The sequence below is a fragment of the Paenibacillus sp. FSL M7-0656 genome, from assembly GCF_038003225.1.
Taxonomy (GTDB): Bacteria; Bacillota; Bacilli; order Paenibacillales; family Paenibacillaceae; genus Paenibacillus; species Paenibacillus amylolyticus.
Map to the genome: position 1 here is coordinate 1,084,072 of NZ_JBBOOT010000001.1, position 15,996 is coordinate 1,100,067.

9 protein-coding genes and 1 pseudogene are annotated in these 15,996 nt (G+C 46.8%); all 10 read right to left on the minus strand.

Features of this window, described 5'->3' with window-relative positions:
• Window positions 1-77: 77 nt before the first annotated feature.
• Window positions 78-226: pseudogene (locus MHI01_RS30975) on the minus strand (IS256 family transposase); the annotation flags it as partial.
• Entirely contained in the window at window positions 177-332 is a 156-nt protein-coding gene (locus tag MHI01_RS04655; protein ID WP_340982629.1) for a hypothetical protein, read from the minus strand. The gene MHI01_RS04655 and the pseudogene MHI01_RS30975, both read right to left, overlap by 50 nt.
• A 141-nt stretch (window positions 333-473) precedes the next feature.
• On the minus strand, window positions 474-1,121 hold the full coding sequence (locus tag MHI01_RS04660; protein WP_340982630.1) for a restriction endonuclease: 648 nt from the start codon (window positions 1,119-1,121) through the stop codon (window positions 474-476).
• A gap of 207 nt (window positions 1,122-1,328) precedes the next feature.
• Window positions 1,329-4,121 (minus strand): alpha-mannosidase, encoded by a 2,793-nt coding sequence (locus MHI01_RS04665; protein ID WP_340982631.1) that lies wholly within the window; start codon window positions 4,119-4,121, stop codon window positions 1,329-1,331.
• An 18-nt stretch (window positions 4,122-4,139) separates the two neighbouring features.
• Window positions 4,140-4,964, minus strand: a complete 825-nt coding sequence (locus MHI01_RS04670; RefSeq protein ID WP_036608291.1) for a carbohydrate ABC transporter permease — start codon at window positions 4,962-4,964, stop codon at window positions 4,140-4,142.
• 22 nt (window positions 4,965-4,986) lie between these two features.
• A complete protein-coding gene (locus MHI01_RS04675; RefSeq protein WP_036608294.1) occupies window positions 4,987-5,853 on the minus strand; it encodes a carbohydrate ABC transporter permease in 867 nt (288 codons plus the stop codon).
• Window positions 5,854-5,920: 67 nt separating this feature from the next.
• On the minus strand, window positions 5,921-7,300 hold the full coding sequence (locus MHI01_RS04680; protein WP_036608296.1) for an extracellular solute-binding protein: 1,380 nt from the start codon (window positions 7,298-7,300) through the stop codon (window positions 5,921-5,923).
• A gap of 78 nt (window positions 7,301-7,378) precedes the next feature.
• Window positions 7,379-8,680 (minus strand): glycoside hydrolase family 125 protein, encoded by a 1,302-nt coding sequence (locus MHI01_RS04685; RefSeq protein WP_340982632.1) that lies wholly within the window; start codon window positions 8,678-8,680, stop codon window positions 7,379-7,381.
• A 223-nt stretch (window positions 8,681-8,903) separates the two neighbouring features.
• Window positions 8,904-10,076, minus strand: a complete 1,173-nt coding sequence (locus tag MHI01_RS04690; RefSeq protein WP_340984827.1) for a GntR family transcriptional regulator — start codon at window positions 10,074-10,076, stop codon at window positions 8,904-8,906.
• A 304-nt stretch (window positions 10,077-10,380) separates the two neighbouring features.
• Window positions 10,381-15,627 carry a S8 family serine peptidase gene (locus tag MHI01_RS04695; RefSeq protein ID WP_340982633.1) on the minus strand — a complete coding sequence of 1,749 codons (5,247 nt, stop codon included), beginning with the start codon at window positions 15,625-15,627 and terminating at the stop codon, window positions 10,381-10,383.
• Window positions 15,628-15,996: the final 369 nt, after the last annotated feature.

A 15,996-nucleotide genomic window follows, 5' to 3' on the forward strand; every position in this document is an offset into this window, starting at 1 on the left:
GTATGAAAGACTGGGGGTCTGTCAATAATTTTGTGTAAACTCTTTTAGTCATAGATTCCCCCGGGGGGATAGCGAATTTACCGCAAGTGTAGACCGACCCTATCTGGGAAAAGACGGAAAGTTGGAGCAGCATTTGCCCCCAGTTTTGGACACGTCCTGTCCATTTCCGAGTGACGTCAATCGTTGCCAGGTAGAGCATCTTTAGCAAGGCTTCGTCTGTCGGAAATCGTCTCTGCGAATAGGTTTTTTAAGACATTTTGTGCATCTTGTGCAGAGACCAGATTGTTCTCAAAAATAAATTCCCGCAATTGTTGTTTTGTCCAAATTCCCAAGTGTTCTCCCAACCTTTCTCTTACTTCCATTTTAATGGGTTTGAGAGTTTACACAATATATTTTACAGACTCTCTCTCCACTTAAGTTATGTATGAACAGTCAACGGAATAAATCATTTTTCTATTAAATAATATGTATGTTCACTTACTCATCACTTTTTTCACATACTTTTCTGCCTTGTAATCTTTTCGAACCTCATGTAGCGTATTGCTATTCGCTTCCGACCAGGATTCAAGGATCATCCTCGGTTCCGCTTCAATAATATCACGCGCCTCAATCATATCACCGTCTCTAAAAGCCTCAATCACATGAATTAAGTCAGTTCGATCAATCAACTTTACAAAGTTAATACCAGCTAATGTCTCACACGATTCTGTGAAGTGGGATGAAGTAATTACGATTGCTTTCTTAGCCTTATAATATCTCATGCAAGAAAACACCTCTTGTACAGCGCTGATGCCAACTGGATAATCTGTTGAGTATCGTTTTGCTTGAATGACATTTCTAACACCTTCCCGATCAGTGAAAACTACGTCAGCACCAAAATCGCGACTTCCTAACGTTTTATAGACCCCTGAATAACCCAACTCAATTAACAATCTGTACAAGTACATCTCGAAGCCAGAGCCATCCTCCATCCTGTCTATATCTGCGATGGTAATGACTTTTAAGTCGTATTTCTCCTCAAAAAGCAGCACTGATTTCTTTTGTTTACGTGCTAAACTCATAACCCAAAGGCTAAGTGTAATAATCACTACAACGATGAATACAAATAAAATATAGATCATTAGGTCTACCTCCATTACAACAAACTAGCACAATAATACCACATTTTTCTATATTGGAAATTAATTATTTTATTGGATAAAAAGAACTTGTACCGTGCATTAAAGTTACTATAGCCTTCAATAAGACAATGTTTTGACTAACAAAAACCTCCTGCCCACGCTACCGTGAACAGGAGGTTTCTATAGTTATGATGTTCAATAATCAACTCAACGTAACGCATACCCTTGTGTAACGATTTTGTACCCGGATACCTTCTGGCTGTGCCCCTCCAACGTGTTCTTAACCCGTTCCAGCACATCGCTCTCATAAACGGAGGCTGTTTCGAATCCAGGCTGTACGTTCAACTCAACGGTTTCGGAGTTCAGATTATACCACCGAGCAATTAAATCTCCGGTTTCCTCTGCGATCTTCAATGTGGAGAATGCCAGTGTCGAACCTTGCGAATTCCACGCTAACCATTGCTTCGTCAAAGGTAGTTCCACCTTGTACCCATCGGCACCGGCATGACTTTCTCGCTCAAATGTATACGCAAGTGCCCCTTGCTGTACAGTCGTCCACGGAATCGGATACACGTATGCGGATGCACATGCACCTGACTGTGCAGCATCGCCCGCAAATGGAATAATCGCATATTCCACACTCTGAGATCCCAGACATTGAGCTTCCGGTGTTTCAAACACACCCCAATCTCCCAGTTCCGAAGAGGCACGCAGCAGCGTAACTGCAATCGTACTGCCCTCTTCATGCTGTAAAATCTCGTATTCATTCAGCCCTTTGTTTGCAATCATCAAGCCATGATCACCATCGGTCACATGTACAAACGCTTGCTGATGCTGTGCATTACTTGGATTCACCCATTCCTTTGCCGGTGTATTGGAACGTTTGGCAATTTCAAAGATGGAATCTGCATAATGCTCCTCTGTCACCAGTCCGGATGGAAATAATGCACGCAGTCGATGATCCTTGGCCTGATTGTTAAAGTCAGATTTTACCTTGACCATATTACTGCCCGCTTCCAACGTATACGTTGTCGTGATCACCAACGGAACAGTGTTCTTGACTCGCTGTGCCTTCCGTTCTGTAAAAGGAACCATTTGGCGCTTCTCCAGCTCGAACAGTTCATCTGCTCCAGCAGGAATATCCCAGCGTAATACACTTTCCATGACCACCCGATACGGAGATTGCTCCACAATCCGCAGGTCCGCCTTCAGATGCTCCGTGGTCAGCGTTGTCTCTCCCTCGGGTTGACGGTAGACATATTCATTGCCGATATCACCGGTATCCTCATATGAATTCAATCCCTGGTATACAGCACCTGAGACCTTATCTTCAATCGTTGCCGTACCATTCTCTTCAACCGTCACCCGCAATTGACCGTTCTCCATCATCATTCCCTGAACCTGGATGAGTTCACTCTTATCGGGCACTTCAGCAATCTCTACTTGCTTCTCGACTGGAATGAGAGCATACGTCTTATATCCCAGCGAAGGTACATCCACCACCTGGAAAGTCACTCTTACTTTACGAGCCATATAAGGCTGTCGGAAGCGATCCTTTGGAAGTTCATAGCCGAAATGCGCACCCAGATTCTTGATTTCTGCCGAATACGTGCGTCCATCTGAATCGACCAGCTGATACGCTGGTAACGCAGCCTCTTCCAACTTTTGCGCAAGGGCTTGAGGATGAGGACCTTCCGGGAAAAATGCTTTGTCCACAATCAGATCCATCTCAATGATTCCATTTCGATTCCATCCACTCGTGTTGAACACAGTGAACAGCACTGCTTCCTCTCCCCAAGCCTCAGCAGGTTGCACACGAATGGACTCAGCAATCGCCTGCGCGCTCTGGGAAACCAACTTCTCTGCAAGTTGTCTGCTCTTGGCAAAGCGGGTCACCATCTCACGGTGAACCTCATCGACACTGCACCCACAGATGCTATCATGTGGGTGGTTCTGCATCAGCATCTTCCATGCATGTGTCAATAGATGATGCGGATAATCTTTTACCCCGGCTATATGGGCCATCGCGGCGAGTGGTTCGGCTACTTTTTCAAGCAACGTCTGCCCCTGCTGGTTCATCTGTTTCAGATAAACCCTGGCAGATGCCGTATTCACCAGTGTTCCCCAACCATCCGTGTGCTGACTGCGAAGCTCGCCCTCAATGGTCGCCAGATGTTCAGGCACTTCCTTCGTAACGGCCTCAATGTAATCGTCAAAATTGGAGTGAATAAATTCTACATCAGGATACAACGCAGCCGCCGTACGTAAAGCCTCAGGCAGATCCGTCTGGATTGGCTGATGATCACAACCATTCATGAACAGCAGATGTGAAGTCGAGGCAAACTTCTCGGCATCCTCCAAATTTTTATCCCAATATACTTGGGCTTTCTCCCGATCAACCGGAACTTCCATCCCATTACAGTACCAGTTCGCGAACAAAATGCCGAGCACTTCCGAACCATCCGGCGAACGCCAGATCATCTCGGAATAGGGAGATTCGTAACTGTCGGCATCAACCACGGCATTATTGAATCCCGTAGGCTTTACCCCGCGCCCGAAGATCGCGTTATGAATGTCCGCCTGTTGCAGAATCTGCGGTGCCTGTCCCATATTGCCGAACGAGTCTGGGAAGTATCCCGTTTTGGATATCACGCCCAAAGGTCGAGCATCACGATGACCGATGAGCAGATTACGCAAGTTGGCCTCGCTGCTGGTCAGAAACTCATCCTGTAACACATACCATGGACCAAAATGAATGCGTCCTTCACGAATATAACGATCGAGCCTCTCCTGTTGTTCGGGCCGAACCTGCAAATAATCTTCACGAATAATCGTCTGCCCATCCAGATGGAAATAGCGATATTCCGGGTCCTGATCGAGCGTATCCAGCAGTTTATCCATCAGCTCAATAAGCAGTACATGATGGTGTTCATAAGGCATATACCATTCGCGGTCCCAATGGGTATGCGAGATGAGATGTGCCGTCTTTTTGGTTGTCATGTTGCGTACCTCCTGTCATTAACCTTTGGTTGCTCCGCCCATGCTGAATCCTTTGGACATGTAACGCTGGGAGAAGATATATAGCACAACCGAAGGCATTGTATAAAGTAGTGAAAATGCAGCCAACCTGCCGTATTCAACCATACCGTGGCTGCCGAAAAATTGATAAATCGTGACCGATGCCGGAAGTTTCTCCGGTGTCTGGAGCAGGATGTATGGCACGAAGAAGTTGCCCCAACTTCCCGAAAACGTAAATATCGCTATCGTTGCAATACCAGGCAACATCAATGGCGCCACGATTCGTCTCAAACTACTCCACACGGACGCTCCGTCAATCCATGCCGATTCTTCCAAATCGATTGGCACCGAATCCATGAAGTTTTTCATCATCCAGATGCCGTAAGGAAGTGAGGATGCAGTCAGGAACAGCATCGTGGCAATGATGCTATTTTGCATTTTGAAGAACAGAAACATTTGAAATACCGGAACCATCACGGCAGTAATCGGAAGAGCTGTCATGAACAAAATGGATAACAGGAAGCTTTTTTTGAATCTCATTTCATAACGGGATAATGGATAAGCAGCAAGAACCGATACCAGAACAACCAATATCGCTTGCCCTCCCGACAGAATCAGGCCTACACCGAATGAACGAAGATTGCTCGAATCCCCGAGTACATCCTTGAAATTTTGAATGGTCCAGGTACTGGGCATTTTGATACCCTGTTGCGCGTTCGGGTCAAATGAAGCCAGAATGATCCAGAGCAGCGGCAATAAAAAACAGAGCCCTAGAAAAACTAGAATCCCGTACTGGATTTTGCGTTGAAGCCCATGTTTGACCATAGGGATCGAACCTCCTTCATGGTTACACTTTCACTTTCATGGATCGCATGTAGAACAGGCTGGCGATAATACCGATGAACAACAGAACCAGAGATATGGCTGTGCCGTATCCAAATTGATAGTTCACAAAGGCCTGGTTATACATGAAGATCGGCAAGGTTTGTGTTGAAGTACCCGGGCCACCACCGGTCATCGTATAGATCAGCGTGAACACACCCAGTGTCTGTAGGGTAACCAACATCATGTTGGTCACGATGGACCCTTTTACCATTGGAATCGTAATGTGTCTGACAATCTGGAACCCGGTGGCACTGTCAATAATCGCAGCTTCTTCAACTTCCTTCGGGATATCATCCAGTGCCGACTGATAGACCATCATTGAAAAGGCTGTGCCGTGCCAGATATTCGCGATAATGACACTCACCATAGGGAAACTGAACAACCAGGAGACTGGATTCGCTCCAAACCAGCCGAGGATCTGATTCAATGAACCATTGTCACTGAAAAAGGCGACCATACAGAATGCCACAACAATCTCGGGTGTCACCCAACCGGCAATGACGATGATGCCGATGACCCGGCGGAACGTCACATTTTTCTCCTTCATTAGAAGAGCCAGAATGAATCCAAGCAATACCTGACCAATCACTGCGGAGAAGATGAGAAAGACCAGCGTACGCCAGACACTAATCCGGAAGTCCGGATCATGGAACATATTAATGAAATTCTGGAATCCGACAAACTCCAAACTCTTGGCTGCCGCCCCAGTCAGAGCCATATTCGTAAAGGCAAAACAGATCGTCAGAATGATGGGAACAATGAAAAACACAAGTAATAACAGTACGGAAGGCATGAGAAACAGAAATGAACCTGGTGCTTTCCTTTTCATAAGTCACTCTCCATTCGAACCGGAAAAAGGGGAGATTATGCCTCCCCCTCCGAATATATCGATATCCTTATTTCTCTTCGATGCTGTCCGCGCCAAGGGAACGGGATACGTTGTCCTTCAATTGTGTAACTCCCTCTTCCGGCGTCAGCTTGCCAGAGGCAATACTCTCAACAATGCTTTGCAATTGTGCGGATACCGCTGCATATTGATCGTTCGCTGGACGGAAGTGAGCCACATTCAAGAGTTCCTGTGCTTCTTTGGTATATGGACGATCCGTATAACCTTCAACTTCTGTGGAATCATTACGTGGGCTGAGGCTGCCTTCCGCTACTACGCGTGCAGTCGCATTTTCCTTATTCATCAGAAACTCGATAAATTTCCAAGCTTCTTCCTTGTTCTTCGCCTGTGCAGGAACAGACCAGGCCCATCCTCCAGACATCGTAGTCGCTCCAGGTTCTTCCCCATTTTGTGTTGGGAATGGTGCAAAACCTATTTTTTCTTCAACGTTGGCGATTGGAGCAGCACCGTTCTCGGCCCATGTCGAACCTGCCCAGCTACCATCTACAGCCATCGCCAGTTTGTCTTGCGGGAACTGTTGCTGGAATGCAATACTGCCAGCTTGTCCATTCAGGGCAACCTGCATGGTTGGACCTGTTTTATCCGTGTTAAAAACTTGATCTATGAATTTGAAGGAATCCAGTAGCCCCGGGCTGTTCACGACCCATTTCTTGCTGGTGTCGTTATACAGCGTGTCCGCCGTACCATAGAGCAACATTTCCAGTGTTTGCATGGTGACACCTTCACCGTTTGCTTTGCCCACGATCATATTAAGTGGTGTCACACCCGGCAGTTTTTGCTTGATGGTACGTGCTGCTTCGAGTACTTCTGCCCAGCTTGCAGGTTTGAATGGAACTTCAAGTCCCGCCTGTTGAAACAGTTCCTTGTTGTACCAGATTCCGCGTGTATCCGAAGTAGCCGGAACGCCGTACACCTTGCCGTCTTCACCTGTAACCCCCGCCTTCAGGTTGTCGATGATGTGTTCTTCCCAATCGGACCATCCCTGAACCTGTGTATCCAGCGGCTCCAGATATCCCGCAGCAGCATCGGATTTGATGATGGATGTATCTTCGGCAATGACATCAGGCGCCGTATCCGGCGATTTCATTTGCAGAACCATTTTGGACGTATAATCGCCTTCACTTGCCAGTACAGGCGCAATGTTGATTTTGATATCCGGGTTTTCTTTCTCGAATTGATCTACCAAGCCTGATTGGAAAAACTTCGTAAGCGTATCTTCAGATCCTGAAGAACGGAACGATACAGTTACTTCCTTCTTGCCATCACTGGTTGTGCCTGTGCTTGAGCTTCCGCCCGAACAGGCTGTAGTAAGAATGAGCAAGGATGTCATAACTGCTGCTACCGGCATTTTCAATGATATTTTTCTCATGATTCGCTCTCCTCTTGTCGGAATTTAACGAACTCCGAACGTTATAATGTACTCGCAGGTTATCTCTTGCTTCCCTATCTATTTCTGTACGCGGAATCCGCAATAATCCATAATCAGTTCACTAAAGAGCATGTTGGACCATGAAAACCATGGACGTGTATATTCATGTGGATTGTTGGCCGAAAAACCTTCATGGGTCAGTCCGGTATCCGCATCCGTCTTATGGATAAGCTGAAGCAATCGTAGTTTTTCATTGCGATCCTCTGTAGTCAGCCCCTGCATCGATAAAGCGATATGCCAGATGTACCCTTCTGGTGTATGCGGACTACCGATTCCCACTGCTGCTGTTCCCTCATAAAAATACGGGTTGTTCGTGGATAAAATGAAACGGCGTGTATTCTGATACACCTCGTCGTTCTCCTCGACATATCCGAGATAAGGTAAAGACAGCAGACTTGGCACATTGGCATCATCCATCAGATTGTGATTGCCTTTCCCATCCGTTTCGTACGCATATATGGTTCCATATTCCGGATGTTCAACGGTGCCATAATCCTGAATACCTTTGTTGATCTGTTCCTCCAACTGCTGAGCAGTCGCTGCCAGCGTTTCATCCTCGAACACGGCTTTAGCAATTTCCTGTAGATATCGAAGCGCCACAACAGCGAACATATTGGATGGAATCAGATAACCATATTCACAACGATCGTCGCTGGGACGGAATCCCGACCAAGTCATGCCTGTGTAAACTGTTTCAGTACCTCGTCCCTCTCGGGTGAGCGTATCGGTTTCGGGAGCATCCAGACGTTGGAACGTGTAGGGTGATTTCGTCTCATGATGCTGTTCCACTTGCCATAACTGCATGATGATCTGGGCTGCTTTACGGAACGTATCATTGAATTGAGTTGTTCTTCCCGTGTTCTTCCACAAGAGATAACTGAGCTGAATCGGATAAGCCAGTGAGTCGATCTCATACTTCCGTTCCCAGATCCAATCATTCATCTGCGTCAGGTCTTCCTGATGTCCTTTTCCACTCTCCGTCTCATTAAAAGCGTTTGCATAAGGGTCCAGGAGAATATATTTCAGTTGACGTTCAACCAGTCCAGCGATCATGTCGGCAATATCTTCATCCTCTGAAGCGAGAACCAGATAAGGTCTGACCTGAGCGGCAGAATCACGTAACCACATGGCAGGGATATCTCCCGTAATCACAAAAGTTGTTCCATCTTCTTTGCGCTGAATTGTGGTTGCCATCGTATTGGTAAAACAATTTTTAAACATTTGGTTGAGTTCCGGATAATCCGGCATACGTTTGTTAACCCGATCAATCATGTCGTATATCGAGGGGGAAATTTCTTGATCATCTCTGGGTGTCAGCATGTTGTCCTCCTTATGTAATCCAGTTTGTTAACCGCTTTCATCATCCTAAAACGAATATAATGTTATGTCAATATATTTATTTGTATATTAGCATGTTATTTTAATTTAACGACACCAAATAATATACCATTTAAAGCAATTCTCCCCATTTTATCCGCACCAAAAAGAGGCCTCGTTTACACGGAGCCCCTGATTGAACACAATGAATATTAAGTTGTTATAATTAACCCTTTTGTTTCACCATACTCGTTGACTTACCCTTCACCAATCGGGCAGGTAAAACAACTCTGTTCACTGTCATTTCGTTGTTCTGCATACTTTGAAGCACCATCTCGAATGCCTGTTTTCCCATATCAAACTGGCTTTGTCTCATATGGGTTACACGGCTTCCTTCGGCAGCATTTGGACTGTCAAAGCAAATGATGGACATATCTTCTGGAATTCTCAGACCAAGCCGATCCGCTGCCTGTTCTGCAAGTAAAGCAATATGATACTCCGCAGCAAAGAGTGCAGTAATCTGGGGGTATTTCTGTAAATGTTCCACCAGTGTCTCCACATCACGGACCTCGACTTGAGGATCAAACACACTTGGCAGTGTCGAAAGAAAAGATTCTAACCACAGTTCCCTGTTCACCAGCACCCCTTGATCATGATGAGCCTCAATGATTCCTTCAATTCGTTCTTCAATCGGTGTAGTGTTCGCCGGAGGCTGCGTCAGAAAAGCGATGTGTCGGTGACCGAGGTTGAACAGATAATTCGTCCCTTCTCGCGCCGCGCCTACATTATCCGTACTGACAGATGAAGCCGGAATTCCTTTCAAGTACCGGTCAATCAGGACAAACGGGAATTTGTTAACGACCAGTTTAAGAATCTCATCGCTGAAATATTCACCCTGTGCCGGGAAAATAATCAATCCGTCCACACCCAGTTCCAGCAGTTCCTGAATGCTCTGTTCCTCCTGCTCGGGAATCCCGAAGGAACGTCTAAGTACGAGAAAACAATCATGCTCTCGCGAAGCTTCTTCCATCCCATATAACAGTTCTGTACCATACATATCACTGAAATTAGTAATGACCAGCCCAATGAGCAGCTTCTTCTCTGGATCTTTAACCGAAGCACGCGGAGCAGATCTGTTAGGTCTTTCCTGTAACAGATCTGCCGTATCAGCAACAAAAGAACCCCGTCCCGGCTGACGAACAATTAATTGTTCACTCGCCAGCATTTCAAGTGCTTTTTTAGTTGTAATCCGGCTCACTCCGAATTCATCACATAATTCCTTCTCCGAAGGAACACGCTCACCCACTTGATATTGATGAAGCTGTATCCGTTCACGCAAGGATTCAAAGATCTGTTCATACATCGGCTTGGATGCCGAGTCTTTACCCAATACAAGCACCTCCATAAATACCCATACTTCTCATGTTCTACATCCTAATATATCATGTTATATCATTAATGTGAAGAAAGAGGCAACTCACCTGCTGACATGTGAGAGCAAAAGAAAAAGCATTCCGATGGATGCTTCATTTCCAAAAGTTTATTATTAAATTTATTTGGTGTAAATAACCATAGCCGAGTAATCTTAGGCGTTAGATGTGAATCGAGTCAACAAAAAACCGACAAGCCCTGATACTTCGGCTTATCGGCTTCTTGCTTAGATGGTCAAAATGCAGTTATCGTCCATGTCACACTTTGTATAATTAAGGTTGCAGACCCTCAGCGGACGGTGAACTCACTTCCGTTCCATTCTCTTCAGGGCTCGAATCTGGTTCTGGAACGGATTGTTCTTGTGCTACGCTGACGAACAATCGTCCAGCTGCTTCAGCCTCTACTTTGTTGCCTGCTGCATCTTGAGCACGAATCACAATGACTCCACCCTCAAGAACAAGGGATGAAGGTGTTGTGTACGTACCTGTGTAACGACCAGGTTCAGTCTCCACCAATGGAACCTCTCCTGCCCCTTGGGCATTCAGATTCAAAGGTAACTGAATACGGAAAGATGCTTGCAGACCAGGTTTACTATCAAATGAAACGGTAACACTCTCCCCTGATGTGATTCGAACATCCTCAGCCGGAGTAATATTCGTAAGTTCTGGCAACGCCGTTTCCACATAGACGGTGCGGGTTACGGTTGTTTTGTTACCAGCGAGATCGGTTGCTGTAATGGTAATTGTGTTCTCGCCTTCATTGACCAATACACGGTGACTGAAACTTCTGTCTTTACCCACTTGTACGGTTTGTCCGTTAACGGTTACCTTATCGAGGAATTGTTCCACGACATTACCCGTTACGTGAACAACTTCTGCATTGATGCGATCTCCTTGAGTTGGCGTAACAATGGTCAACTGCGGTTTGGTCTGATCCAGAATAATGACAACGGGGAGTGAGCGATCGGTCGTTTTCCGGTCCACCACTGCCTCGGCAGTAATCGCATTAATGCCAGAACGGAGCTTCACACCGTATGAGAACTTCCCATTTGCCACCGTTGTAGTGCCAGCGAGATCTTTGCCGTTGTAAAACTTGATCTGAGCGCCGGATGCCGGAGACGTTCCCGACACGGTGAAGGTTGATTGATTCGTATACGTGTTCGCAGGTGCTGTGAGCACAGGTGCATTTACCGGATATCTCACAACTGCACGAATCATGTAGTTACCTTCTTCATCAGGTGAAGTACTCCACGCTCCACCTACTCGCTGCCAGCTTCGACCTGCATTTGGACCATCCTCATCGGTAGCGAGTCCCGGAGCGCTAGTTCCAGCTAAACTCTGTACATACACGATATAGAAATCACCCGTTACAATGACCGGTTCCGGGAATTCAACAGTTGTCCATTGATCGTTACGAAGTGCAGTACCGTCAAATGGTCCAGCCAGTTGTCGTCCCGGAGCTCCGCCCGCACCCGATGCATCATATACGGCATATTGGAACGCTGTGCCTCCAGGTACAGGCCATTCGGTGTTCCAGAATCGGAACGATGCACCTGTCAGTTGAGCGGTCTCCAGCTCTGGTGTCATTCGAACTGCCCAAGCGTTATCCGCAGCATTAAAAGCTCGTGCGTTCTCTGCTGTTCCATCATCATAAGCAATTTCCCCAGGGAAACCGATGAATGGTTTTAAGGCAACATTTGCCTCAGCCGTACCATTACCAGGGACTGTCACAGTAACGGTTTTACTGTAATAATCCGCAGCCCGGATGGACAGGGTATAACTTCCTTCCAATACCTGAATATCGAAGCTGCCATCTGAACCTGTGCGAATTTCACCTACATTGGCATCTTCCACCACGAGAACGGAAGCATCAGCCAGTGGTTGTCCTGTCCGCTCATCCGTTACTACACCTTCAATCTGTCCATGCGGGATTGCCTCCAGATTAAAGTTGGCTTTGGCACCATTGCCATCCGTGATCGTTACCTGCTGAGTTCGAGGATAATATCCATATGCTTCAGCTTTTAACGTGTAATCACCTGCTACGTGTGTGAAAGTATACTTGCCTGTAGCTGGATCTGTCTTCACCGAACGTCCGGTTTCCAGTACGGTAACCGTTGCACTTGCAGGCAGGCTTTGTGGATTAACCGAACCTGTTCCTGGTTTTTCAACTTCCGGTTGTTGCTGTTTCGTTTTGTTAAATTCCGCTTTGTCTGTCCGCGAAATTTTGTACCATGGATTATCATAGGACGGTTTTGGTTTGTCATTGTTAAGCACAACCGCACTGTCCTCCGTTACCGTCTCCGCAGCAACTCCCAGTACACGGAAATCATCAATGAACCAGCCTGTCTTCACAACACTATTATCTGAGGTCAGGCGGAATCGGAATTGAACTTCATTACCGGTAAGTGCATCCAGATCATAAAATACCGGTGTCCATTGTTTACCATTTGTACTATGTGAGAATTTGCCCAGTTCTGACCATGTGGTTCCACCATCCTTGGTGACTTCCACATAGCCGTAGTCGTATCCACTCTCAATCTCGTACCAATGATTAAACGTGAGTGTTCCTTCGGACACATCCGTCAAATCAATGACCGGAGATACGAGTGAATAGTTGGAGCCACTCTCGTACGTATTGTCGAGATCAGTCGCCCAGACATTCGGTGGAGAAACCGCGCTGGCAGGTCCCGTTACCGGAATACCGCGTTCCCACTCATCTTTGGTTCCTGAATGAGTCCAGCCATTATCATCACTGCCATCGAAATGATCGATGTAGATATCCTGAGGCACCTCTACTGTAATGGAGACCTCATTCGATTTGTCGCTTTCATTGCCACTATAATCAAGTGCGGCAACGGTATAATAATACGTCGAATCTGTCACCGTAGCCGTATCTGTAAACGTTGTTCCTGTTGCAGTTCCAATGGATTCATAACCTGCACCTGCGGTTGTGGAGCGATATACCACATAGGATTCGAGATCCTCATCGCTCGGACCCGTCCAGCTCAAGGCTACATTACCAAGAATATCGGCCGTCGCAGACAATCCGGCAGGAGCGCCCGGAGCAATCTCATCCAGTTCTTCTACAGCGAAATCATCAATGTACCAGCCAGCCTTTTGCAATGAATTATCGCTCGTCAGATTGAATTTGATGAACACCTGCTGTCCCGCGTATTCGCGAAGATCCACATATTGTGTCTTCCAATTGCCACCTGTACCCGTGAAGGTTAACAGTTCTTGGAACACATAATCGCTATCCTCGGAAGCGATGTATACCTTGCCGAAGTCGATGTTATTCTCCAGGTCATACCAGTGCTTGAAGGATAATAACGCACCTCCTGCACTCTCGGTTAGATCAATAGGCGGCGCAAGCAGATATGCATTGCTATTCGCCACATAAGTTCCTTGCAGATTGGTTGCAATCACCTTGTCACCGGAGTATGCACTTCCAGGACCACTGGTTGGTGCTCCCCATACCCAGGTACTTCCGGTTCCGCCAGTTGTGAAGCCCAGCTGATCTTCTTCAAAATCCTGAAGATATCCAGGCTGAACACCATTGGACACAGCCACTTTATATACCTGACTTTCGAATCCGTTGTTGCCGTAGTCGTTCACGCGGATATAATACTCCACACCTTGTGGCTCAATCAGAAATGCCGGAATGGTCGCTGTGTACGTACCATCTTTGTTATCTCCAGCAATCCGGTTCATCGGTAGATAAACGTACTGGTTGGTACCTGTCGTTTTGGCAAAAGCCTCGACGGAGACTACTGCGACGTTATCTGTCACATGAGCGCTTAATGGTATATCAATGCCTGTAAAGGCAGAATTAACAGGGGTATGTGCCAGTACCGGCTCTTCCAGATCATCTCCGGCCGTAACCACTCTGCCGGATACTGTGCCGATCCCTTCGAGTACAGAACCCACAGCATCAAGGGCATTAATAATGCCGTGACCGTAGCCGTTATTAGGAGATGTCGGATACTGACTATCCGTTCTCGGCGTGGCTGTATCTGTAATGATCTGCTCCAGCTGATCCACCGTAAGGGAATGATTGGCCTGAAGCAGCAGTGCAGCAAGTGCAGTTGTATGCGGGCCTGCCATGGATGTTCCGTTCCAGCCTCCCTCATATACTCCGCCCGGAACTGATGAACGGATATTCACACCAGGTGCAGATACTTCCGGTTTGATCTCACCATACGGGGATGGGCCCAGCAGGGAGAACGAAGCCAGATTTCCGTTGATATCGGTTGCTCCTGTAGCAAAACTTTCAGGATAGTTGGCTGGGTTAGCAACAGAACCAGGTCCGCCCGGGTTACCCAGTCTCACATTTCCTGCGGAGAATTCCGGGAAAATCTGAGCATCACGCCAAGCTTGGACCATAGGACGGAACCATTCATCCAATCCTGCGCCTCCGCCCCACGAGTTGTTAACGACATCCGGTGCAAGTTCAGGATGCAGATTGCCTTCCGCATCCACCGGAGCGATCAACCATTGTCCGCCATCGAGAATAATGGCATCCGTTGTTTCCGGATTGAATATCCGCACACCAATCCATTTCGCACCGGGAGCAACCCCGATCTGATTGGTGCCATCTGCTTCCGAGCCAACCATCGTACCCATCGTGTGCGTACCATGCCCGTCTCCGTCCGCAGGGAGGGAAGCATTACTGTGCGGGTCATACCAGCTTAGTTCGGGATCAACGATATTGCCTGAAGCATCCAGTCCCCGCCATTTGCTGCGAAGCGCCGGGTGGGTATAATCCACACCACTGTCCAGATTGGCAACAACAATCCCTGTTCCATCGATGCCCCGATCCCACACCGCTGGCGCATTGATGTAATCCAAGTTCCATTCCACGTTCTCTGTTGCAAGCTTGTCCTTTGCAGCAGGCTCTTTGTCTTTGACTCCGACTGAAGAGTCTTTAGTTGGCGTTTGGACAACATCTTTGCCTGATGCCGCATTCGCCGGTTCTTTACTCACTTCGGCTTTCTGTAAGTATCGTGTCTCATTCGGTAGAATCTTCTCCACCTCAGGCAGCAGCGCAATCTGTTCCATGACTTCTTTGGTACTCGTTACTGCCAATGAATTGACAATAAAATAGCTTTTATATTCTTTGACCTTACCCAGGTCAACTTCCTTTTCCAGATAAGTTTCCAATGGATATTGTGTACGCGAGGCTGTTTCTCGCAGAGAGCTGACGACCGAATTACGAACGGACAGCTTTGTGGCTGAAGCCGTTTGTTTGGCTATGGCCGCCTTTTCAAGGGCCTGTTTGGAGACTGCTGCTGTATCCACCTGTTCCTTCATTTTCACCAGATAGGTCACATATTCACTACCATCAAATTCTTTGGTCAGCTTGGCGTTTACTTTGGACTCCGTAACTTTGGCAAGTCCTGATTTCATATCCAATTTGGATGATGTGGAGTTTTCAGCTGAAACCGGATGAATGATCGAAAATGCAAGGAGAAGCGAGAGCCCCATGGAGATGGGCTTGCGTAACCGATTAATCTTTATCAAACTTTTCCACTCCTTTTACCCGGTTTTTTAATTTAGTCTGGTACATATGCCCTTCTCTGCAGAATGAAACGGTAAAATAACCTTTATTGCGTACGAAATAGATACCCTGGATTTCACATAAAGCCTCACCTCCTTTACAGGTCTGGTTAGGGAACAATATGAGTCAGAAGAGATAACAGATCAGTCTATGATTTTTTACTTGGAAGTTTAGGAGATTGAATGAATCGGATTAAACCATGTGAGTGAATAGTTTGGGTGTTTGAATAATGCAATGAGAGTGAATGTCTATAAGCATTCATGTGGAAGGGTAATCTGGAGCGTTAGCAGAACGCTTGCTAAGGAGTGGTGGATATGACTTTCGATCGTAAT